Origin of the sequence: Candidatus Thiodubiliella endoseptemdiera, from assembly GCF_964212635.1 — a bacterium.
GTDB classification, from domain to species: domain Bacteria; phylum Pseudomonadota; class Gammaproteobacteria; order PS1; family Pseudothioglobaceae; genus Thiodubiliella; species Thiodubiliella endoseptemdiera.
On record NZ_OZ156463.1, the window covers coordinates 337,675 to 362,140 of the forward strand.

17 protein-coding genes and 1 tRNA gene are annotated in these 24,466 nt (G+C 39.8%); 4 read left to right on the top strand and 14 right to left on the bottom strand.

Annotated elements, in window-relative coordinates; genetic code table 11:
- The first annotated feature begins 54 nt into the window (after positions 1 to 54).
- Positions 55 to 204, top strand: coding sequence for a hypothetical protein (locus tag AB8525_RS01755; protein ID WP_369150026.1), 150 nt, complete (start codon positions 55 to 57; stop codon positions 202 to 204).
- A 105-nt stretch (positions 205 to 309) separates the two neighbouring features.
- Here the strand turns inward: AB8525_RS01755 and AB8525_RS01760 are convergent, their stop codons facing one another.
- The 3 genes from AB8525_RS01760 to AB8525_RS01770 all read right to left on the bottom strand — a co-directional run bounded on the left by AB8525_RS01760 (position 310) and on the right by AB8525_RS01770 (position 14,365).
- The gene (locus AB8525_RS01760; protein ID WP_369178233.1) at positions 310 to 6,396 is read right to left on the bottom strand and encodes an FG-GAP-like repeat-containing protein; all 6,087 of its coding nucleotides are present in this window, start codon (positions 6,394 to 6,396) and stop codon (positions 310 to 312) included.
- 49 nt (positions 6,397 to 6,445) lie between these two features.
- Positions 6,446 to 6,601, bottom strand: a complete 156-nt coding sequence (locus AB8525_RS01765) for a hypothetical protein (protein ID WP_369151063.1) — start codon at positions 6,599 to 6,601, stop codon at positions 6,446 to 6,448.
- Positions 6,602 to 6,718: 117 nt separating this feature from the next.
- The gene (locus AB8525_RS01770) at positions 6,719 to 14,365 is read right to left on the bottom strand and encodes a beta strand repeat-containing protein (RefSeq protein WP_369178235.1); all 7,647 of its coding nucleotides are present in this window, start codon (positions 14,363 to 14,365) and stop codon (positions 6,719 to 6,721) included.
- Between the two features lie 57 nt (positions 14,366 to 14,422).
- Here AB8525_RS01770 and AB8525_RS01775 point away from each other — a divergent pair, with 57 nt between their 5' ends.
- Positions 14,423 to 14,587 carry a hypothetical protein gene (locus AB8525_RS01775; protein WP_369152133.1) on the top strand — a complete coding sequence of 55 codons (165 nt, stop codon included), beginning with the start codon at positions 14,423 to 14,425 and terminating at the stop codon, positions 14,585 to 14,587.
- A 26-nt stretch (positions 14,588 to 14,613) separates the two neighbouring features.
- On the opposite strand, the gene AB8525_RS01780 is transcribed toward AB8525_RS01775, so the two are convergent.
- From AB8525_RS01780 to metG, 5 genes are all read right to left on the bottom strand, one after another.
- Positions 14,614 to 14,838: a hypothetical protein gene (locus AB8525_RS01780; RefSeq protein ID WP_369178237.1), complete on the bottom strand. Its 225-nt coding sequence runs from the start codon at positions 14,836 to 14,838 to the stop codon at positions 14,614 to 14,616.
- A 61-nt stretch (positions 14,839 to 14,899) separates the two neighbouring features.
- On the bottom strand, positions 14,900 to 16,831 hold the full coding sequence (locus AB8525_RS01785; protein ID WP_369178238.1) for a M3 family metallopeptidase: 1,932 nt from the start codon (positions 16,829 to 16,831) through the stop codon (positions 14,900 to 14,902).
- Positions 16,828 to 16,983 carry a hypothetical protein gene (locus AB8525_RS01790; protein ID WP_369152137.1) on the bottom strand — a complete coding sequence of 52 codons (156 nt, stop codon included), beginning with the start codon at positions 16,981 to 16,983 and terminating at the stop codon, positions 16,828 to 16,830. The genes AB8525_RS01785 and AB8525_RS01790 overlap by 4 nt, the downstream gene beginning before the upstream one ends.
- 108 nt (positions 16,984 to 17,091) lie before the next feature.
- Positions 17,092 to 17,179, bottom strand: a tRNA-Ser gene (locus AB8525_RS01795).
- A 35-nt stretch (positions 17,180 to 17,214) separates the two neighbouring features.
- Positions 17,215 to 19,218: a methionine--tRNA ligase gene (metG, locus tag AB8525_RS01800; RefSeq protein ID WP_369178240.1), complete on the bottom strand. Its 2,004-nt coding sequence runs from the start codon at positions 19,216 to 19,218 to the stop codon at positions 17,215 to 17,217.
- A 69-nt stretch (positions 19,219 to 19,287) separates the two neighbouring features.
- On the opposite strand from metG, the gene apbC reads away from it, so the two are divergent.
- Entirely contained in the window at positions 19,288 to 20,358 is a 1,071-nt protein-coding gene (gene apbC / locus AB8525_RS01805; RefSeq protein WP_369152139.1) for an iron-sulfur cluster carrier protein ApbC, read from the top strand.
- Between the two features lie 23 nt (positions 20,359 to 20,381).
- Positions 20,382 to 20,801, top strand: a complete 420-nt coding sequence (locus AB8525_RS01810) for a hypothetical protein (RefSeq protein WP_369178242.1) — start codon at positions 20,382 to 20,384, stop codon at positions 20,799 to 20,801.
- 3 nt (positions 20,802 to 20,804) lie between these two features.
- Here the strand turns inward: AB8525_RS01810 and fdx are convergent, their stop codons facing one another.
- The 6 genes from fdx to iscU are packed head-to-tail and all read right to left on the bottom strand — an operon-like array spanning position 20,805 to position 24,412.
- Positions 20,805 to 21,143, bottom strand: a complete 339-nt coding sequence (gene fdx / locus AB8525_RS01815) for an ISC system 2Fe-2S type ferredoxin (RefSeq protein WP_369178244.1) — start codon at positions 21,141 to 21,143, stop codon at positions 20,805 to 20,807.
- A 31-nt stretch (positions 21,144 to 21,174) separates the two neighbouring features.
- A complete protein-coding gene (hscA, locus tag AB8525_RS01820; protein ID WP_369178246.1) occupies positions 21,175 to 23,025 on the bottom strand; it encodes a Fe-S protein assembly chaperone HscA in 1,851 nt (616 codons plus the stop codon).
- Positions 23,025 to 23,183 (bottom strand): hypothetical protein, encoded by a 159-nt coding sequence (locus tag AB8525_RS01825; RefSeq protein ID WP_369152143.1) that lies wholly within the window; start codon positions 23,181 to 23,183, stop codon positions 23,025 to 23,027. Before AB8525_RS01825 ends, hscA begins: the two co-directional genes overlap by 1 nt.
- Entirely contained in the window at positions 23,180 to 23,692 is a 513-nt protein-coding gene (gene hscB, locus AB8525_RS01830; RefSeq protein WP_369178247.1) for a Fe-S protein assembly co-chaperone HscB, read from the bottom strand. The genes AB8525_RS01825 and hscB overlap by 4 nt, the downstream gene beginning before the upstream one ends.
- A 12-nt stretch (positions 23,693 to 23,704) precedes the next feature.
- Entirely contained in the window at positions 23,705 to 24,028 is a 324-nt protein-coding gene (iscA, locus tag AB8525_RS01835; RefSeq protein ID WP_369178248.1) for an iron-sulfur cluster assembly protein IscA, read from the bottom strand.
- A gap of 6 nt (positions 24,029 to 24,034) precedes the next feature.
- Complete coding sequence (iscU, locus tag AB8525_RS01840) at positions 24,035 to 24,412, bottom strand: Fe-S cluster assembly scaffold IscU (RefSeq protein WP_369178250.1); 378 nt, start codon at positions 24,410 to 24,412, stop codon at positions 24,035 to 24,037.
- Between the last annotated feature and the right edge of the window lie 54 nt (positions 24,413 to 24,466).

Here is a 24,466-nt window from a genome sequence, read left to right on the forward strand (position 1 = left end):
GTCCTTTGGGTGTTATAACTGATTATTATTATACATAGAGACCTTTGCATAAATATGAATAATCATCAAAACGCCATCTTTCATCAAATTACAAACTTTTTAAAAACACCCTTAGCCCTGCTAGGAGTGGATTTAAAAAATTTCCAATTTAATAAAATCTGTCATTTTGCTAATCATCCCTATTTATGCAAAGGTCTCACATAATTTACTTATTCCTCTAAGTTCAAGTTTTTAAATTTTTGGTTGATATTTTTCCATAAAAAAACCCGCTTTAATAAGGCGGGTTTTTGTTTTTATGGGTGTCTTACTTTATACAAGAATAAGATTATCAGTTATAAAGTGCCCTAATGCAACTGTGTCGGGAGTAGGGGAGCCACCAATACCAGAAACCCCTTGTAGATTGATAACCAAATCAGCAACATCATCTGTAACCGTGCCATCAGCATCAATCGTTAGTTTGGCACTACCTGCAGTGCCAGTATCTGACACTGTAATATATTTATCAATATTAGCAAAAAGTGTCGCTTGGTTGCCACTAGCAGTAATAAAATCTTTTAAATCTAATTTATCGCCACCAGCACCAAATATGAAGCCAGTTATGGTGTCTTCGCCATTATCTGTATTTGCATAAACAAAAATATCACTGCCTGAACCGCCATTTATAGTATCGTTGCCTGCACCGCCATTTATAGTATCGTCACCTGCACTACCCGTTATAGTATCGGCGTTATCGGTGCCGATATAAAAATTATATGCAAATGCCCAAGTTTTACCTGAGGTATTATCAATACCTGCAAAGTCATTACCCGAGGTGTCAGTTATAACGCCTGATGCCATTTTGATGTAATAAACGCCCGAAGTTAAACTACTTGGGTTAAGAGTGAGTGTTGTGTCGCTAATATTAGCATTAGTAATGCTAATAGTTGCAACTTTTTCTGCGCTATTCCAGATTTCAACAATGCCACCATTTGTTTTGATGTTTTCAGAAAACTCAATTACTAGATTTGAAGGCTCGCCTAAGACATTGGTATCGCTGGTTTTTTCTGTAAAGGTTGGAACTTGTTCATCTACAGACAGAGGTTGTTGAGCTTGTCCATCTACAGGTTGTTGATTGTAGTAGTATTTAAGGGTGCCATTCTCCTCACCCACCACCAAATCTAGGTCGCCATCACCATCAATATCAGCCAAGTTTGGCGTGGAATAACCTCCCACATCAATGCCATTAAAAGGATTGCTACCTCCAGTTTTTGCTTCATAAGCAGGGTTAGAAGTAGTGCCTGTATTTTGATAGTATTTAAGGGTGCCATAATCCTTACCCACCACCAAATCTAGGTCGCCATCACCATCAATATCGGCTAGGGTTGGTTTGGAAGAATATCCCACATTAATGCCATTAAAAGGATTGTCATCTCCAGTTTTTGCTTCATAAGCAGGGTTAGAAGTAGTGCCTGTATTTTGATAGTATTTAAGGGTGCCATCATTCCCACCCACTACCAAATCTAGATCACCATCGCCATCAATATCAGCTAGGGTTGGTTTGGGGAAATACCCCGCATTAATGCCATTAAAAGGATTGCTATCTCCAGTTTTTGCTTCATAAGCAGGGTTAGAAGTAGAGCCTGTATTTTGATAGTATTTAAGGGTGCCATAATTCTCACCCACCACCAAATCTAGGTCGCCATCGCCGTCAATATCAGCCAAGTTTGGCGTGGAATAACCTGTCACATCAATGTCATTAAAAGGATTGTCATCTCCAGTTTTTGCTTCATAAGCAGGGTTAGAAGTAGTGCCTGTATTTTGATAGTATTTAAGGGTGCCATAAAACTCACCAACCACCAAATCTAGGTCGCCATCGCCGTCAATATCAGCCAGGGTTGGCGCAGAAGCTTTCCCCACATCAATACCCTCAAAAGGATTATTGCCCAAACCTGTTTTTTCAATATACTCAAGCTTAGCCAACACTACTCTATCAGCGGTAAATACTGGTGCATTACCTGCGACATCTGTTATATTATTTAGCGTAATATCGCTTGTTGGGTTGTCAATATCAAAGTCTGTAGCGGCAATGCTATCTCCGGCTTGAACGCTATATTTAAACACCAGTTTCTTATCACCTGCAGTTATAGAGGCGGTTCTATCCAAAACAAAGTCTTTGCCTGCAATGACTACTTTAGAGCCTGTGGTGTTATTAAGTTTCAAGGTCTCGCTCATTGTCAGTGTTAGGCTGATAACATCGCCTGTCTTAAAAGCAGATTGTCCTGCTGGAATATCGCTTAAAGTCCATGGATTGGTCGTGATTGGAGTTGGGTTAATGATGTCATAAGTTACTGCTGTGCTAGTGCTAATTGCTGAATTGGTGCCATCACTAAGCGTTACTACAGCCGTGTAGGTTTTTCCATCGGCTAATTCAGATGGCATAGCAGAATGTGCGAGTGCCCAAGTGCCGTCAGCTGCAACAGCTGGTAATCCTGAAGTTATTGCTGTGCCTACTGTATTACTACCTTCAAAAAACTCAATTTTGGTAATCGTTAAAGTGCCTATTCCAGTTGCTTTGCCTGAGAGTGTGGTTGCATCTTTCTCGTTATTATTAATGTAATTATCATCGGCACCTGCCCAAACAATGTCGGTAGTAAGGACGATGATTTCAAATGCCCATTGGTTAGTATCTTTAGTAATGGCAGCAGCATCGTTACCCGCTATGTCAGTTACTGTGCCTGCATCCATGGTGATATAGTAACTGCCTTGGGTTAATTTATTATCAGTTAAACCTAATGCTGACACATCAATGGTGAGTTTATCGCCAGCAATGCTGAATTTAGTTGTCTCAGTAATATTAATGGTTGCTATTACTCCATCATCACTACCTTTAATAACAATACTACCTGTACTACCTGCTTGAATGTCTTCATTAAAATCAAGTATCAGGTCTGAGGTTTCACCCAATTCGGCCGAAGCTTGTGTTGTTAGAGTTGGGGCTTGTCCATCTACAGAAGCAGGTTGTTGATTGTAGTAGTATTTAAGGGTGCCATCATTCTCACCCACCACCAAATCTAGGTCGCCATCGCCGTCAATATCGGCTAGGGTTGGTGAGGAATAATTTCCCACATCAATGCCATCAAAAGGATTGCTGTCTCCAGTTTTTACTTCATAAGCAGGGTTAGAAGTAGTACCTGTATTTTGATAGTATTTAAGGGTGCCATCAGTCTCACCCACCACCAAATCTAGGTCGCCATCGCCGTCAATATCGGCTAGGGTTGGTGAGGAATAATTTCCCACATCAATGCCATCAAAAGGATTGCTGTCTCCAGTTTTTACTTCATAAGCAGGGTTAGAAGTAGTACCTGTATTTTGATAGTATTTAAGGGTGCCATCACGCTCACCCACCACCAAATCTAGGTCGCCATCGCCGTCAATATCGACTAGGATTGGTGAGGAAGAATATCCCGCATCAATGACATTAAAAGGATTGTCATCTCCAGTTTTTGCTTCATAAGCAGGGTTAGAAGTAGTGCCTGTGTTTTGATAGTATTTAAGGGTGCCATCATTCTTACCCACCACCAAATCTAGGTCGCCATCGCCGTCAATATCGGCTAGGGTTGGTGAGGAATAATTTCCCACATCAATGCCATTAAAAGGATTATTGCCTCCAGTTTTTGCTTCATAAGCAGGGCTAGAAGTAGTACCTGTATTTTGATAGTATTTAAGGGTGCCATAAGCCTCACCCACCACCAAATCCAGGTCGCCATCGCCGTCAATATCGGCCAGGGTTGGTGCAGATAAATCCCCCACATAAATACCCTCAAAAGGATTATTGCCCGAACCTGTTTTTTTAATATACTCAAGCTTAGTCTTAGCCAACACTACTCTATCAGCGGTAAATACTGGTGCATTACCTGCGACATCTGTTATATTATTTAGCGTAATATCGCTTGTTGGATTGTCAATATCAAAGTCTGTAGCGGCAATGCTATCTCCAGCTTGAACACTATATTTAAACACCAGTTTCTTATCACCTGCAGTTGTAGAGGCAGTTTTATCCAAAACAAAGTCTTTGCCTGCAATGACCACTTTAGAGTCTGTGGTGTTGTTAAGTTTCAAGGTCTCGCTCATTGTCAGTGTTAGGCTGATAACATCGCCTGTCTTAAAAGCAGATTGTCCCGCTGGAGTATCGCTTAAAGTCCATGGATTGGTCGTGATTGGGGTTGGGTTAATGGTGTCATAAGTTACTGCTGTGCTAGTGATAGTTGTTGAATTGGTGCCATCACTAAGCGTTACTACAGCCGTGTAGGTTTTTCCATCGGCTAATTCAGATGGCATAGCAGAATGTGCGAGTGCCCAAGTGCCGTCAGCTGCAACAGCTGGTAATCCTGAAGTTATTGCTGTGCCTACTGTATTACTACCTTCAAAAAACTCAATCTTAGTAATAGATAAGGTACCTGCTCCCACTACTGTGCCTGAGAGTGCGGTTGCGTCTTTTTCACTATAATTAATGTAGTTATCATCGGCACCTATCCAAGCGATTGTGGTAGAAAGTGCTTTGGTTGCAAATGCCCAAGTGGTGTCAGCACCTAAATTAGTGATACCTGCAAAGACATTGCCTGCCATATCGGTGATTACGCCAGATGCCATTTTGATGTAATAAGTGCCTTCAGTTAAATCAGCAGTAGGATTAATAGTAAGTTTATCGTTAGCAATGCTAATTTTACTATTGTCAATAGCAATGGTTTCTACAATGGTATTGTCGCTGGCTTTATGAATGACAATATTGCCTGTGCCGGCTTTGATGTTTTCACTAAAGTCAATTACTAGGTTAGAGTCTTCACCCAAGATAACGCTCATTGCTTGTGCGGTGAGAGTAGCAGTAGTAGTATCCACAGTAATCGCCAAAGCATCAGAAACCAAACTTTCATTACCCGCAGCATCTGTTGCTCTTGCGGTAATGCTGTGTGGAGTTGTGCTTTGGGTTAAACTGATATCAATAGAGAATGTGCCATTAGCCTTTACTATTTCAGAGCCTATGGCTGTTGTGTTGGTACCATTGTATAACCTTATAGTAGCACCGACTTCTGCACTGCCTGTGATGGTGAGGTTTGAGGTTTTATTAGTTAGGTTGTCACTATTACTTGTGCCTGAATCGTCCTCTGTGGCTAAATCTAAACTTATGGGTTTGCTGGGTACAACGGTATCAACTTTATGACTATTACTAGCGTATTCTGTGCCAATACTTCCTCCAATTGCCGCATCTTTTACCACACGAACAAATAAGTCAGTTGTTGAGTTATCTGTCACTCTGACTACTAACGAATAAACACTACCACTGCCACTGAAAGCACCTTTTGTTCCACCTGTCACTTCAATATCAGTTTTATCAAAACCAGTAACATCATCTTTAAAAGTAAAAGTATAGGTAATATCTGTGCCTACCTTTGCCTTGTTAATGATGCTTGTTTCTGCTAAATCATCAGTAATACTTAAACCAATCCCCAAACCTGGAGTTGACTCACTACCGTCAATATCAGTGGATATAATTCTCTTAAAAACACCTGCTTCTGATAGCCCATCATCGCCTGTTATATCAATCTTAACAAAACCATCTGCAAAATAAACCCTATCGCCATTAGAGGCTGTGAAGGAGACTTCTTCTTGGTAATCAGTACTGTTAATATTAACAGTTCTTTTGAAGGTGTAGGTAATGCCATCTAGTGTTTGTTCGTAGTTGTTAAAAGTGCCGGTTAAATAAACAACATCGTTACCACCTGTTGAGGTGAGTCCTGTTGCATCGACTTTTGTGCCTTTGGCAACATAAACCGTGTCATTGCCACTATTGCCAGATATCTTAAATACTGAGCCTTTGACACCAGGGGTAATGTGCTCACCGTTGTTATCAGAAATAAATACTTTAGTAGCACCACCTTTGTCAATGGCGGGTTGACTGGTTAAAGGGTCGGTGGGTGTGCTTGAACTGGAGTTAATATCAGTGGATTTAATTTTCTGAAAAACGCCTGCATTTGATAGCCCATCATTGCCTGCTATATCAATCTTAAAAAAACCATTTGCAAAATAAACCCTGTCGCCATTAGAGGCTGTGAAGGAGACTTCTTCTTGGTATTCAGTATCGTTAATAGTAACCGTTCTTTTGAAGGTGTAGGTATTGCCATCTAGTGTTTGTTCGTAGTTGTTAAAAGTGCCGGTTAAATAAATTGAATCATTGCCACCTGTTGAAGTAAGCCCTGTTGCATCGACTTTGGTGCCTTGTCCTACATAGACGGCATCGTCTCCACTATTGCCAGATACTTTTAATGCTTGTCCGTGAGATTCAAGTCCGGTGATATCGGAATACCAGTTGACGAAGAAGCCGTTGGTGTTGCTGATGAAGTATTTTGTTTGTCCTGGCATGAGATTGTCCTTTGGGTGTTATAATTGATTATTATTATACATAATTTACTTATTCCTCTAAGAGACCTTTGCATAAATAGGGATGATTAGCAAAATGACAGATTTTATTAAATTGGAAATTTTTTAAATCCACTCCTAGCAGGGCTAAGGGTGTTTTTAAAAAGTTTGTAATTTGATGAAAGATGGCGTTTTGATGATTATTCATATTTATGCAAAGGTCTCTCTAGGTTCAAGTTTTTAAATTTTTAAATTTTTGGTTGATATTTTTCCATAAAAAAACCCGCTTTAATAAGGCGGGTTTTTGTTTTATAGGTGTCTTACTTTATACAAGAATAAGATTATCAGTTATGAAGTGCCCTAATGCAACTGTGTCGGGAGCAGGGGAGCCACCAATACCAGAAACCCCTTGTAGATTGATAACCAAATCAGCAACATCATCTGTAACCGTGCCATCAGCATCAATCGTTAGTTTGGCACTACCTGCAGTGTCAGTATCTGACACTGTAATATATTTATCAATATTAGCAAAAAGTGTCGCTTGGTTACCACTAGCGGTAATAAAATCTTTTAAATCTAATTTATCGCCACCAGCACCAAATATGAAGCCAGTTATGGTGTCTTCGCCATTATCTGTACTTGCATAAACAAAAATATCACTGCCTGAACCGCCATTTATAGTATCGTTGCCTGCACCACCATTTATAGTATCGTCACCTGCACTACCCGTTATAGTATCGGCGTTATCGGTGCCGATATAAAAATTATATGCAAATGCCCAAGTTTTACCTGAGGTATTATCAATACCTGCAAAGTCATTACCCGAGGTGTCAGTTATAACGCCTGATGCCATTTTGATGTAATAAACACCTGAAGTTAAATTACTTGGGTTGAGAGTGAGTGTTGTGTCGCTAATATTAGCATTAGTAATGCCAATAGTTGCAACTTTTTCTGCGCTATTCCAGATTTCAACAATGCCACCATTTGTTTTGATGTTTTCAGAAAACTCAATTACTAGATTTGAAGGCTCGCCTAAGACATTGGTATCGCTGGTTTTTTCTGTAAAGGTTGGAACTTGTTCATCTACAGACAGAGGTCGTTGAGCTTGTCCATCTACAGAAGCAGGTTGTTGATTGTAGTATTTAAGGGTGCCATAAACCTCACCCACTACCAAATCTAGATCACCATCACCATCAATATCAGCCAAGTTTGGCGTGGAATAATTTCCCACATCAATGCCATTAAAAGGATTGCTATCTCCAGTTTTTGCTTCATAAGTAGGGTTAGAAGTAGTGCCTGTATTTCGATAGTATTTAAGGGTGCCATTCTGCTCCTCACCCGCCACCAAATCTAGGTCGCCATCGCCGTCAATATCGGCTAGGGTTGGTGAGGAAGAATATCCCACATCAATGCCATTAAAAGGATTGTCATCTCCAGTTTTTGCTTCATAAGCAGGGTTAGAAGTAGTGCCTGTGTTTTGATAGTATTTAAGGGTGCCTTTATCCTCACCCACCACCAAGTCTAGGTCGCCATCACCATCAATATCGGCTAGGGCTGGTTTGGAAGAATCCCCCACATCAATGCCATTAAAAGGATTGTCATCTCCAGTTTTTGCTTCATAAGCAGGGTTAGAAGTAGTACCTGTATTTTGATAGTATTTAAGGGTGCCATAAGCCTCACCCATCACCAAATCTAGGTCGCCATCGCCGTCAATATCGGCTAGGGTTGGTGAGGAATAATATCCCACATCAATGCCATTAAAAGGATTGTCATCTCCAGTTTTTGCTTCATAAGCAGGGTTAGAAGTAGTGCCTGTGTTTTGATAGTATTTAAGGGTGCCATCACTCTCACCCACCACCAAATCTAGGTCGCCATCGCCGTCAATATCGGCCAGGGTTGGTGCAGATAAATCCCCCACATCAATACCCTCAAAAGGATTATTGCCCGAACCTGTTTTTTCAATATACTCAAGCTTAGTCATGGTCAACACCACTCTATCAGCGGTAAATACTGGTGCATTACCTACGACATCTGTTATATTATTTAGCGTAATATCTCTTGTTGGATTGTCAATATAAAAGTCTGTAGCGGCAATGCTATCTCCAGCTTGAACGCTATATTTAAACACCAGTTTCTTATCACCTGCAGTTGTAGAGGCGGTTTTATCCAAAACAAAGTCTTTGCCTGCAATGACCACTTTAGAGCCTGTGGTGTTATTAAGTTTCAAGGTCTCGCTCATTGTCAGGGTTAGGCTGATAACATCGCCTGTCTTAAAAGCAGATTGTCCTGCTGGAATATTGCTTAGAGTCCATGAGTTAGTAGCCGTTGGAGTTGGGGCTTGTCCATCTACAGAAGCAGGTTGTTGATTGTAGTAATATTTAAGGGTGCCATTCTCCTCACCCACCACCAAATCTAGGTCGCCATCACCATCAATATCGGCTAGGACTGGTGCGGAATAACGCCCCACATCAATGCCATTAAAAGGATTGTCATCTCCAGTTTTTGCTTCATAAGCAGGGTTAGAAGTAGTGCCTGTATTTTGATAGTATTTAAGGGTGCCATTAAACTCACCCACCACCAAATCTAGGTCGCCATCGCCGTCAATATCGGCCAGGGTTGGTGCGGAAAAATCCCCCACATCAATGCTATTAAAAGGATTGCTACCTCCAGTTTTTACTTCATAAGCAGGGTTAGAAGTAGTGCCTGTATTTTGATAGTATTTAAGGGTGCCATAAGCCTCACCCATCACCAAATCTAGGTCGCCATCGCCGTCAATATCAGCCAAGTTTGGCGTGGAATAATGTCCCACATCAATGCCATTAAAAGGATTACTATCTCCAGTTTTTGCTTCATAAGCAGGGTTAGAAGTAGAGCTTGTATTTTGATAGTATTTAAGGGTGCCATTCTGCTCACCCACCACCAAATCTAGGTCGCCATCGCCATCAATATCGGCTAGGGTTGGTTTGGGGAAAAACCCCGCATTAATGCCATTAAAAGGATTGCTACCTCCAGTTTTTGCTTCATAAGCAGGGTTAGAAGTAGTGCCTGTATTTTGATAGTATTTATGGGTGCGATTCTTCTCACCCACCACTAAATCTAGGTCGCCATCGCCGTCAATATCAGCCAAGATTGGCGTGGAATAACCTCCCACATCAATGCCATTAAAAGGATTATTGCCCAAACCTGTTTTTTCAATATACTCAAGCTTAGTCTTAGCCAACACTACTCTATCAGCGGTAAATACTGGTGCATTACCTGCAACATTTGTTATATTATTTAGCGTAATATCGCTTGTTGGATTGTCAATATCAAAGTCTGTGGCGGCAATGCTATCTCCAGCTTGAACGCTATATTTAAACACCAGTTTCTTATCACCTGCAGTTATAGAGGCAGTTTTATCCAAAACAAAGTCTTTGCCTGCAATGACCACTTTAGAGCCTGTGGTGTTATTAAGTTTCAAGGTCTCACTCATTGTCAGTGTTAGGCTGATAACATCGCCTGTCTTAAAAGCAGATTGCCCTGCTGGAATATCGCTTAAAACCCATGGATTGGTAGTGATTGGGGTTGGAGCTTGAGTATCTACAGAAGAAGGTTGTTGATTGTAATAATATTTAAGGGTGCCATTCTGCTCACCCACCACCAAATCTAGGTCGCCATCGCCATCAATATCGGCTAGGACTGGTGCGGAATAACGCCCCACATCAATGCCATTAAAAGGATTGTCATCTCCAGTTTTTGCTTCATAAGCAGGGTTAGAAGTGGTGCCTGTATTTTGATAGTATTTAAGGGTGCCATCACTCTCACCCACCACCAAATCTAGGTCGCCATCGCCATCAATATCGGCTAGGGTTGGTTTGGAAGAATCCCCCACATCAATGCTATTAAAAGGATTGTCATCTCCAGTTTTTGCTTCATAAGCAGGGTTAGAAGTAGTGCCTGTATTTTGATAGTATTTAAGGGTGCCATAAGCCTCACCCATCACCAAATCTAGGTCGCCATCGCCGTCAATATCGACTAGGATTGGTGAGTAAGAATATCCTGCATTAATGCCATTAAAAGGATTGTCATCTCCAGTTTTTGCTTCATAAGCAGGGTTAGAAGTAGTGCCTGTGTTTTGATAGTATTTAAGGGTGCCATTATTCTCACCCACCACCAAATCTAGGTCGCCATCGCCGTCAATATCGGCTAGGGTTGGCGTAGCAAAACCCCCCACATCAATGCCATTAAAAAGATTGCTATCTCCAGTTTTTGCTTCATAAGCAGGGTTAGAAGTAGTGCCTGTATTTTGATAGTATTTAAGGGTGCGATTCTCCTCACCCACCACTAAATCTAGGTCGCCATCGCTGTCAATATCAGCCAGGGTTGGCGCAGAAGCATTCCCCACATCAATACCCTCAAAAGGATTATTGCCCGAACCTGTTTTTTCAATATACTCAAGCTTAGTCTTAGCCAACACTACTCTATCAGCGGTAAATACTGGTGCATTACCTGCGACATCTGTTATATTATTTAGCGTAATATCGCTTGTTGGATTGTCAATATCAAAGTCTGTAGCGGCAATGCTATCTCCAGCTTGAACACTATATTTAAACACCAGTTTCTTATCACCTACAGTTGTAGAGGCAGTTTTATCCAAAACAAAGTCTTTGCCTGCAATGACCACTTTAGAGCCTGTGGTGTTATTAAGTTTCAAGGTCTCACTCATTGTCAGTGTTAGGCTGATAACATCGCCTACCTTAAAAGCAGATTGTCCTGCTGGAATATTGCTTAGAGTCCATGGATTGGTCGTGATTGGGGTTGGGTTAATGGTGTCATAAGTTACTGCTGTGCTAGTGCTAATTGTTGAATTGGTGCCATCACTAAGCGTTACTACAGCCGTGTAGGTTTTTCCATCGGCTAATTCAGATGGCATAGCAGAATGTGCGAGTGTCCAGGTGCCGTCAGCTGCAACAGCTGGTAATCCTGAAGTTATTGCTGTGCCTACTGTATTACTACCTTCAAAAAACTCAATTTTGGTAATCGTTAAAGTACCTATTCCAGTTGCTTTGCCTGAGAGTGTGGTTGCATCTTTCTCGTTATTATTAATGTAATTATCATCGGCACCTGCCCAAACAATGTCGGTAGTAAGGACGATGATTTCAAATGCCCATTGGTTAGTATCTTTAGTAATGGCAGCGGCACCGTTGCCCGCTATGTCAGTTACTGTGCCTGCATCCATGGTGATATAGTAACTGCCTTGGGTTAATTTATTATCAGTTAAACCTAATGCTGACACATCAATGGTGAGTTTATCGCCAGCAATGCTGAATTTAGTTGTCTCAGTAATATTAATGGTTGCTATTACTCCATCATCACTACCTTTAATAACAATACTACCTGTACTACCTGCTTGAATGTCTTCATTAAAATCAAGTATCAGGTCTGAGGTTTCACCCAATTCGGCCGAAGCTTGTGTTGTTAGGATTGGGGCAGTGTTGTCCATTACCACATCATTAGATTCAGCTGAAATATTTCCTGCTTGGTCAGCTAAATACCAATTATAAGTACCCTCTATTAAATCATGCGGGTTAAAACTACGAGCATCACCCCCTAATCCCGTTACTTTGTTGACTTTATTGCCAGCTACTAAAGCCTCAAGTTTAGCAACTGTATTAATCGCATCGCCAGACAATGAGTTGTGAACCAAATAACCCACACTAGAATCTGTGCTTGTTACTGTGATATCAGAATCTGTATTTGAAATAAGTGTTGCTGTTACATTTAATGCCGTTGGTGCTAAGGTGTCAATAATTATCGAACCACTGGTTGGGAAAATTGATGTAACGGATGTGCCACCATCTGCTAAGGTAATCTTAAGCGTGTAAGAGCCATCGTCTAAATTAAGCGCCACTAACTCGTTATTCTCAATTTTCCAAATTTTATTATTATCAACAGAAACATTGTTTATTGTTTTTATGGCATCGCTTGAACCGTCTTTAAAAAATTCAACTTTATTAATGGTAGGATTATCACCTCCACTAGTGATTACACCTGATATTTCAACAGTAGATTTTTCAGAGTAGTTAATATAACCATCATTCAAACCTTCTACCATAACTGTGGTAAAAAGTGCTTTGGTTTTAAATGCCCAAGTGGTGTCAGCACCTAAATTAGTGATACCTGCAAAGACATTGCCTGCCATATCGGTGATTACGCCAGATGCCATTTTGATGTAATAAGTGCCTTCAGTTAAATCAGCAGTAGGATTAATAGTAAGTTTATCGTTAGCAATGCTAATTTTACTATTGTCAATAGCAATGGTTTCTACAATGGTATTGTCGCTGGCTTTATGAATGACAATATTGCCTGTGCCGGCTTTGATGTTTTCACTAAAGTCAATTACTAGGTTAGAGTCTTCACCCAAGATAACGCTCATTGCTTGTGCGGTGAGAGTAGCAGTAGTAGTATCCACAGTAATCGCCAAAGCATCAGAAACCAAACTTTCATTACCCGCAACATCTGTTGCTCTTGCGGTAATGCTGTGTGGGGTTGTGCTTTGGGTTAAACTGATATCAATAGAGAATGTGCCATTAGCCTTTACTGTTTCAGAGCCTATGGCTGTTGTGTTGGTACCATTGTATAATCTTATAGTAGCACCGACTTCTGCACTGCCTGTGATGGTGAGGTTTGAGGTTTTATTAGTTAGGTTGTCACTATTACTTGTGCCTGAATCGTCCTCTGTGGCTAAATCTAAACTTATGGGTTTGCTGGGTACAACGGTATCAACTTTATGACTATTACTAGCGTATTCTGTGCCAATACTTCCTCCAATTGCCGCATCTTTTGCCACACCAACAAATAAGTCAGTTGTTGAGTTATCTGTCACTCTGACTACTAACGAATAAACACTACCACTGCCACTGAAAGCACCTTTTGTTCCACCTGTCACTTCAATATCAGTTTTATCAAAACCAGTAACATCATCTTTAAAAGTAAAAGTATAGGTAATATCTGTGCCTACCTTTGCCTTGTTAATGATGCTTGTTTCTGCTAAATCATCAGTAATACTTAAACCAATCCCCAAACCTGGAGTTGACTCACTGCCGTCAATATCAGTGGATATAATTCTCTTAAAAGCACCTGCTTCTGATAGCCCATCATCGCCTGTTATATCAATCTTAACAAAACCATCTGCAAAATAAACCCTATCGCCATTAGAGGCTGTGAAGGAGACTTCTTCTTGGTAATCAGTACTGTTAATATTAACAGTTCTTTTGAAGGTGTAGGTAATGCCATCTAGTGTTTGTTCGTAGTTGTTAAAAGTGCCGGTTAAATAAACAACATCGTTACCACCTGTTGAGGTGAGTCCTGTTGCATCAACTTTGGTGCCTTGGGCAACATAGACTGTGTCATTGCCACTATTGCCAGATATCTTAAATACTGAGCCTTTGACACCAGGGGTAATGTGCTCACCGTTGTTATCAGAAATAAATACTTTAGTAGCACCACCTTTGTCAATGGCGGGTTGACTGGTTAAAGGGTCGGTGGGTGTGCTTGAACTGGAGTCAATATCAGTGGATTTAATTTTCTGAAAAACGCCTGCATTTGATAGCCCATCATTGCCTGCTATATCAATCTTAAAAAAACCATTTGCAAAATAAACCTTGTCGCCATTAGAGGCTGTGAAGGAGACTTCTTCTTGGTATTCAGTATCGTTAATAGTAACCGTTCTTTTGAAGGTGTAGGTATTGCCATCTAGTGTTTGTTCGTAGTTGTTAAAAGTGCCGGTTAAATAAATTGAATCATTGCCACCTGTTGAAGTAAGCCCTGTTGCATCGACTTTGGTGCCTTGTCCTACATAGACGGCATCGTCTCCACTATTGCCAGATACTTTTAATGCTTGTCCGTGAGATTCAAGTCCGGTGATATCGGAATACCAGTTGACGAAGAAGCCGTTGGTGTTGCTGATGAAGTATTTTGTTTGTCCTGGCATGGGGCGCTCATTTTTATTATAATTTGGGTTATTATACATAGAGACCTTTGCATAAATATGAATAATCATCAAAACGCCATCTTTCATCAAATTACAAACTTTTTAAAAACACCCTTAGCCCTGCTAGGAGTGGATTTAAAAAATTTCCAATTTAATAAAATCTGTCATTTTGCTAATCATCCCTATTTGTGCAAAGGTCTCATAATTAGTGTCATATTTTAAGGTCTTGACTAACTAAGACCTTAAAACTATTTTGTCTCTGCTGTTGGCGCAGAAGTTTCTTCAGTGGATTTTTTAGCATCAGCAAGCGTATCTGTAATCAAGTTATAAATCTTAATAGAACCTGTTTTTACACTATTCAACGCTATTTCTTTATTTATAATTAAAGACCAATCTTTGTCAGTTGCTTTAAATTGAACTGCACCGCCAACCAATGCCAATACTACGACAACACCTAATAAAAACTTAATCATATCAAAATCCTATTGTTAATTATTTAAAAAATGGTAATTTTACCTGTTTTATTTACAAATATCATTGTTTTCTAATATTGTTAATGCCATTAGCTTTTAGCAGGGCTGTAACCGACGGTTTTTCACCTCTAAATTTAAGGTATTGTTGCATAAAATCAAGACTACCACCAACCTCTAAAATACAATGCATAAAATCAACAGATGCTTGTGAGCCAATGCCGCCCTGTGATTTAACATAATAGTAAGCATCCGCTGCCAGCACTTCTGCCCATTTGTAACTAAAATAACCTGCAGCATAACCACCGCTAAAAATATGTCCAAAAGTATTCAAAAAGCGATTTTCATCTACTATTTTTATCAAAGCGGTCGCTTTTCTCACTTCATTTAAGACGGCGTAAGTGTCTTTATTTTCTGAATGGGTTTTAATGTCCCATAAAGAAAATTCACATTGTCGCAACATACCGAGTGCCGATTGAAAATCTTTAGCAGCAATCAATTTATCATACAAATCATCAGGTAAAGATTCACCCGTTTGCCAATGCTTAGACAGTAATTTAACCACGGCTTTTTCGTAGCAAAAAAATTCCATATATTGACTCGGTAATTCTACTCCATCCCAAGGAACCCCTGAAATACCTGCAGCAGATGGATATTTAACTTGAGTGAGAATATGATGCAGTGCGTGCCCAAACTCATGGAATAGGGTAACAATTTCATCAAATTCAAATAAAGCGGGTTTATCCTCGGTTGACGAATTGAGATTACATACAACAAACGCCACAGGATTTTCGTCACCCATCAATGGCTGATAATCTGCCATCCACGCCCCGCCACGCTTGTCTTTTCTGGCATAAATATCTAAATAAATACGCCCTACTGTTTCTACTGAGTTGCTAATATCTAAAATACGCACATCAGGATGGTAGCAGGCTTCATCAACGATACTGATGCTGACTTTATATAGGTTTTCAATGGTGATAAATAAACCCTTTAATACTCGCTTTTCTGGGAAATATGGAGTTAAATCTGACTTTTTAAAATCAAACTTCTGCTCTTTAAGTTTCTCGGCATAATAGCCCAAATCCCAAGGCATTAAATCTACTCCTGCAAAGACTTTTAGCTCTGCCAATTCTTGTTCTGCTTGTGGTTTTGACTGCATTACCAAATCATCTAAAAAATCAGTTACTTGCCTATCAGAGTCCACCATTTTGGCAGCAATAGAATACGCCGCATAATTTTCAAAACCTAAAATTTCTGCCATCTCTTTTCGCAATGTCAAAATTTCATTCATTGTCGATTTATTGTCAAATTTTTTGTCAGTAATCCCCACTTCAGATGCACGAGAAATATAGGCTTTATAGACTTCTTCACGCAAATCACGACTATCCGCATACGCCATAACATCCATATAAATCGGCATTTGTAAACTAATCTCATAGCCACTATCAGTTTTTACTTTTGCTAAACTATCTTCGTCATACCCTGCTAAATCAGTTTTAGTCACCGTCTTTTTCCACTCATTAGTGGACAGTAAACTGTTCTTAGAAAACTGATTACTCAATATACTCAAGCGCCCTTTAATCGCCTTAAAGCGTTTTGACATCGCCCTTTCTAAACCGACACCAGACAGCTCAAAATCCTTAATAGTTTCGTTGAGAATATAGGTTTGTTGTGTATTCAAATCCGTCTTCAAAAGGTCTTTATACGCTTGATACAAAGCCTTATTACTGCTCACTTCGCTATAAAAATTGGTAATCAACGACAAAGTCTGCTCATATTCAGCATTAAATTCCTCGCTAAACATCACTGCATTAAGATGTGAATTCACACTGGTATGCTGCCCCAATTCAAATTCAAACGCATCGATTGGTTCAACCACTTCCGCCCAAGTTTTACCTTGGGTCGCCCTATCCACCACTTTTAAACCTTTTTCAGTTAAAGTTTGAATGGTTTTAACAATATTTTTTGGTTGAAAATTAGGTGTATTTTTCATATTTTATAGAGACCTTTGCATAAATAGGGATGATTAGCAAAATGACAGATTTTATTAAATTGGAAATTTTTTAAATCCACTCCTAGCAGGGCTAAGGGTGTTTTTAAAAAGTTTGTAATTTGATGAAAGATGGCGTTTTGATGATTATTCATATTTATGCAAAGGTCTCTATAATTTAAAAATAATTGCAAGTATTTTTTCTTTGAACTAGGTAAATTTTTAAAATTTAACACATGTCAAAGAAAAAAGACGAGGTAATTTGGTGGAAGAAGAGGGATTCGAACCCTCGGTACCGTGAGGTACACCCGCTTTCCAAGCGAGCAAATTAAACCGCTCTGACATTCTTCCGTAAGGACTATATTTTACTGATTTTTAACCAAGACTTAGCTAATTTTCATCCCTGCTTGTGCACCAGAATCGGGGGATAAGATATGCAGGGATTTTCCATTGCCAGCGGCGAGCACCATGCCTTCAGAGATGCCGAACTTCATTTTTCTTGGGGCAAGGTTGACAACCATTACCGTTAAACGCCCTTCTAAATCTTCTGGGGTGTAGTGGGCTTTAATGCCAGCAAAGACATTGCGGGTTTTTTCTTCACCAATGTCAAGGGTGAGTTGTAATAATTTGTCTGCACCTTCGACGGTGTTGGCTTTAACAATTTTAGCAATGCGTAGGTCAATTTTTGTGAAATCGTCAATCTGTATCATGTTATCCTCCTCCTCTTTTGTTTCTACTTCGGCAACAATGGTTTGTTTTGATGATTTAATCACAGTGGCAATTTGTTCATCTTCAATGCGTGACATTAATGGCTTAAATTTGTTAATTTTGTGTTTGGTGAGTGGGTGTTGTAGGTCGTTCCAAGTCAGTACATCGATATTTAAAAATGCCTCTACTTGCTCTGCCATCAATGGTAGCACAGGTTTTAAGTAGGTCATTAACACTCTAAATAAATTGATGGCAAGCGAAGTAACATCGTGGACTTGTGCTTCTTTGCCCTCTTCTTTCACCATTTGCCATGGTTTGTGCTCGTCAATGTATTGATTGGCTTTGTCAGCAAGTTTCATAATCTCACGCATTGCCTGATTGTATTGTCGCGCTTCATAAAGCTTGGCAATACCATCACCTTTGGCAACGAATTCATTGTATAAATCACCTTCAATTGCATATGCAGATAAGGTTTTATTAAATTTTTTAACAATAAAGCCTGCACTGCGAGAAGCAATATTAACAACTTTGCCGACTAAATCGGAATTAACACGCTGTTTAAAATCTTCTAAATTTAAATCAATATCATCAATTTTATTATTGAGCTTATACGCATAATAATAACGCAAACACTCAGGATTTAAACTTTCTAAATAAGTGCGTGCTTGAATGAATGTGCCACGCGATTTACTCATTTTTTGCCCATTCACAGTCAAAAATCCATGTGCAAAAATAGCCGTTGGGGTGCGATAATCAGCACCCATCAACATTGCAGGCCAAAATAACGAATGGAAATAGACAATATCCTTGCCGATGAAATGATACAACTCAGTTTCCGAGTCTTTGTTAAAGTATTCGTCAAAATTAACGCCCTGCTCGGTGCATAATTTTTTGAAACTTGCCATATAGCCAATTGGTGCATCAAGCCACACATAAAAGTATTTGCCTTCAACATTTGGGATTTGAAAGCCAAAATATGGTGCGTCACGAGAAATGTCCCATTGTTGTAAACCCTGCTCAAACCATTCGGCTAATTTATTGCTGACTTCGTCTTGTAAATGCCCTGCATTCGTCCATTTTTTGAGTTGTGCCTCAAACTGTGGCAAATCAAAGAAATAATGTTCTGAATCTTTGGTAATCGGCGTTGCACCTGATACGGCAGACTTAGCATTTTTTAATTCAGTGGGTGAATAAGTTGCACCGCAAACTTCACAATTGTCGCCATATTGTTCTACTGCACCGCATTTTGGGCAGTCGCCTTTAATAAATCTGTCGGGTAAAAACATTTTTTTCTCAGGGTCAAATGCCTGAGAAATGGTGCGAGTTTTGATAAAGCCTGAATCGTTTAATTTGTTGTAAATACTTGCTGAAATTTCTTTGTTTTCTTCCGAATGCGTTGAATGATATTGACTAAAACCAATAGAAAATTCTTTAAAATCTGCTTGGTGTCGTTCACTTACGCCCTTAATCAATTCTTCAGGGGCAATGCCCAATTCGTTAGCTTTAAGCATAATCGGAGTGCCATGTGCGTCGTCTGCACAAACGAAATGACATTCATTACCCATCATTTTTTGAAAACGCACCCAAATATCAGTTTGGATATATTCTAACAAATGCCCAAGGTGGATTTCACCGTTGGCATAAGGTAGTGCAGAGGTAACGAGAATTTTTCTGTGTGTCATTATTAATACTAGGGTTATCTTATATCGTTATACGATAAAATAGCGTATTTTACTTAATTGGACAGACTGATGGCAAATTTAACCCAAGACAACATCGAAAAAATTCTCGAAGGTGTTACTGATATTTACACGGAGCAAGGTATTATTGCAGATAGTATTGAGATTAATGATGATAAAGTTACCATTAGCATTTTACTTAACTACCCAGCACAAAGCTACCACCAGGAATTAACAGATTCAATTACAAGCGCATTGGCAGATGCTAACATCAACAATGTTAGCGTTAATATTGACACAAAAATTGCCAAATACGCCACTCAAAAAGGGGTGGATATATTATCAGAAGTCAAAAATATTATCGCTGTTGCTTCAGGCAAAGGTGGCGTTGGTAAATCAACCACAGCAGTTAACCTTGCCCTTGCCTTACAGTCAGAAGGTGCAAAAGTTGCAATTTTAGATGCAGATATTTATGGACCTTCCCAGCCGAGAATGTTAGGCGTTTCTAAACTTAAACCTGAAACCACAGGCGAAGGTAAATTATTGCCAATTTTAGGGCACGGCATGCAATCTATGTCAATTGGTTATTTGGTTGATGAAGACAATCCGATGATTTGGCGTGGTCCTATGGTAACGCAGGCATTAGAGCAAATGCTGCGTGATACACTATGGCGTGGTGTTGATTATATGATTATCGACTTACCGCCAGGAACAGGTGATACACAATTAACTTTGTCGCAAAAAATCCCAGTCAGTGGCTCAGTTATCGTTACGACTCCGCAAGATATCGCTTTACTAGACGCTAAAAAAGGCTTGAAAATGTTTGAAAAAGTCAATATTCCAATTCTCGGCATCGTTGAAAATATGTCTCTGCATATCTGCTCTAAATGTGGTCACGAAGAAGCCATCTTTGGTGTTGGTGGCGGTGAATCAATGGCAAAAGACGCCGATGTTAATTTCTTAGGTGCCCTACCATTAGAAATGGATATCAGAACTGATGTGGACGAAGGTACACCGACTGTTGCTAAAGATCCAGAAGGCAGAGTGTCACAAATCTACAAAGAAATCGCCAAAAAGGTTTCTGCAAAACTAACGCTACAAGAAAAAGCACTTGGTGCATTCCCAAGTATTACCATTGAGTAAAGCGTTATTGGTGTGAGATTAGCGTGGATTATTTAACAGAGTTTCAAGGGCGTTTCATTGGTATTATGCAATGGGATGACTGCGATGCGTTATTGGAAAAGTTGATTGCCAACCCTGCTAACGATTGGTATTTTTATGATACTTTATTACCTCTGCCACAAAGGACAATTAATACTGACGACCTAGTAAAAAAATTAATCAAAATCCACGATATTCTTAAAGCTGAGCATCAAGAACGCTATTGTGGGATTGTGTATGTTGATGATTTAGAGAACCCAACTTTCATCAAAATATTCAATCCAAATAACTTAGGAAAAGCCTGTGGCAGCAGTGAAAATCCACCTATTCCGCAATGGCTCTTATCTAAAACTAAGCCAGAAGATGTAATAGAAAAATTTGCTCCAGTCATAGAAAGCAAAGGCTTTATCTCTAAGTTTTTTTAAATTTTAATGATTTTCTGACACTTGATTGATGGTGTATTTAGGAATTTCAATCACTAAATCACTATCCCCCATCATTGCCTGACAAGATAGGCGAGAATCGGGGTCTAAACCCCAGGCTTTATCTAGTAAATCATCTTCAATTTCATCAGATTCTTCTATGCTATCAAAACCTTCACGCACATAGATATGGCAAGTGGTGCAGGCATTTGACATTTCACAGGCATGTTCAATTTCAATGTGGTTGGCAAGCATTGCTTGGCAAATACTGGTACCGTTTTCGACTTCAATAACGCTGCCTTCTGGGCATAAGTCTTCATGTGGTAATATAATCATTTGTGGCATTTTTTTACTCCTTTATTAAATTGACTGATAATCAATTGGAAAATTCATCAACATTATGACCTTGCATGGCTTGTGCAATGCTACTGTTCATACGCATTTCTACAAACTTGGCACTGACAGCCTCCAAGTTGTCAATTTTATCTTGAATGACTTTCTCATTATTGTCTTTTGCAACGGTTGCTAATTCCACCCTAGCTTGTCTAATATCATCAAGCATTGCCTTATCAAGTATTTTCTTATCTTTCGCCAGTGCTGAATCAATGGCCTCTAGCGTTCTGTTCGCCTCCACCTGTGTTTCGTGCAGTTGTCTGGCTTCAATATCATCCTTAGCAAACAAAATAGAGTCTTTAAGCATCTTCTCCATCTCGACATCACTTAATCCATAAGATGGCTTAATCGTTACCTGTGTTTTAACGCCTGAAGTTTCCTCCATGGCGCTGACTGAAAGCAAGCCATCTGCATCTACTTGAAACTCGACTCGAATGCGTGCGCTACCTGCCACCATCGCTGGAATACCCCTCAATTCAAATTTCCCAAGTGAACGGCAATCTTTAACCAACTCTCGCTCACCTTGCAGGACATGCACACTCATCGCCGTTTGCCCATCTTTAAAGGTGGTAAATTCCTGAGCACGGACAATAGGGATAGTGGTATTGCGATGCACCACTTTTTCTACCAAGCCACCCATTGTCTCCAAACCTAGCGACAAGGGCAGAACATCTAACAGCAGCATATCGTCTTGTGATTTGTTACCTACTAATAAATTGGCTTGAATGGCAGCACCTTTGGCGACCACTTCATCAGGGTTGATGCTTGATAAAACGGGCTTGTCAAATAAGTCGCCAACCATCTTTCTCACGAGTGGCATACGCGTTGATCCGCCAACCATAATAATATCTTTAACCTCATTTAGGGTAATCTGGGCATCTCTTATAGCGCGTTTGGTAAGGAGTAGCGTGCGTTTAATGAGTGTTTTGGACAAGGATTCAAATGTTGCTTTGGTAATACGATAGGGTGCTTCTACACAATTAAATTCAGCAAACGCATTTTCGCTTAGGGTTTCTTTAGCGGTGCGTGCAAACTGTTTGATTTTTTGCATTTGTATGGGGGTTAATTCGCCCAGTTTTAAGGTTTCGATGCAATCATCAATAATCAATTGATCAAAATCATCGCCACCCAGTGTTGAGTCACCGCCTGTTGCCAGCACTTTAAACACACCTTTTTGAAAACTTAAAATTGAAATATCAAAGGTTCCGCCACCTAGGTCGTACACAGCGTGTATCCCCTCTTCACCTGATTCTAAGCCATAGGCAACCGCTGCTGCTGTTGGCTCGTTTAATAACCTTAAAGTGTTTAATCCCGCCAGTGTTGCCGCATCTTTGGTGGCTTGTCGTTGTGCATCGTTAAAATAAGCAGGCACGGTAATCACAGCGCCCGTTAAATCACCGCCCAATGATTTTTCGGCGCGTTGTTTGAGTGAGGATAAAATACTGGAGGAAATTTCTACAGCGGACAAGTCGCCCATTGCGGTGTGAAATTGCACATTGTTGCCATTTTCTACTAATTGATAAGGGCAATTTTTAAAGGCTTTAATTTCTTGATAACCCAATCCCATAAAGCGTTTGACCGATACGATTGTGTTGGTTGGGTCGGTTTTTGCATAGGGACAGGCATCGCAACCTACAGTGAGTTTGTTGTCTTTGCCGCAATGCACCACCGAGGGTAAAATCGCTTGATTATTCTCATCTGTCAGCACCCTACTCTCGCCACTTTGCACTGCTGCCACTAAAGAATTAGTCGTGCCTAAATCAATACCAATCGCCAATTTATGCTGATGTGGTGCGCTTGTTTGCCCGGGTTCTGAGATTTGCAGTAAAGCCATTATTTATTTAGCCGATTGGAATAAGCAAGGGTTTTTCTCGTGGCTTTTACCACATTGGAATTTTCATCAAAAGGCTTGCCATAATCTGTATAACAGTCTTTTAATAAAGCATCTAACTCGCGTATTGATTTTTCTTTTTTATCGAATTTTTGCTTCATAACCATTCATCCATTAATCGGCTTGCTTGTGCACTGAGTTGGGTGTGGAATTTTAGTTCACGCACATTATTTTTAATTTTATTAGTATTATTCTCTTTGAAAAATTCTTGAATTTGGGTGATATTTTTCTTTATTTTTTCGCTAATATCCTCAATAAAATCATCCAAAGCTATCTCGTCTTTTTCTGCTTTTATTGCTTCTAATGACTCTCTTAACTCAATTTGAGCCATTAAAAAACCCACATCCATTTGCGTGTCTTTTTCATCAAAAGCGTTAATGCCTTGCAACTCTAACAAATAAGTGGCACGATTAAGCGGTGATTTTAGTGTGTCAAAAGCACTGTTAATCAGCGAGGTATTTTGCACTGCTATGGTTTTTTCTTTGTCACCATGAGTGGCAAATTTATCAGGATGATATTGTGCGATTTGTGTCTGATAAGTTTGCTCTAAAGCACTTAAATCTATTGCAAAATCAGGTGATAAAGAAAATAACTCAAAATAGTTTTGCATAGCAAAAAAGCACTAAACCGTGAACGATTCACCGCAACCACATTCAGCTTTGGCGTTTGGGTTGTTAAATTCAAACCCCTCATTCAAACCTTCTTTAACAAAATCCACTTCAGTGCCATCCAAATAAATCAAACTTTTAGCATCAATAATGACTTTAACGCCATTATTATCAAATACAGTATCATCATCATTGGTATTATCAACAAACTCTATGTTGTAACCCAAACCCGAACAGCCTGTTGTCTGCACGGACAAACGAATACCGATGCCTGATCCACGATTGACTAAAAAGCCAGTTACGCGTTCTGCAGCAGTGTCTGTAAGAGTGATTGACATTAAATTTTATGCCTTGCTTTGGATATCTGCAATTGCCGCCTTAATCGCATCTTCCGCCAATACGGAGCAATGCACTTTAACCGGTGGTAACGCCAATTCTTCTGCAAGGTCAGTATTTTTAATTTGTGCTGCTTCATCTAAAGTTTTGCCTTTAACCCATTCTGTCAATAATGAACTGGATGCAATCGCAGAACCACAACCGTAAGTTTTGAATTTTGCTTCTTCAATCACGCCATCATCATTTACCTGGATTTGCAAACGCATCACATCGCCACAAGCGGGTGCACCGACCATTCCTGTGCCTACATTTTTTGCGTCCTTGTCTAAAACCCCTACATTGCGTGGGTTTTCGTAATGATCTAATACCTTTTCACCATATGCCATTTTATTTCTCCTTTATTTTGTAAGAGGTTGAACCTCTTACCTATTTTTAAATAT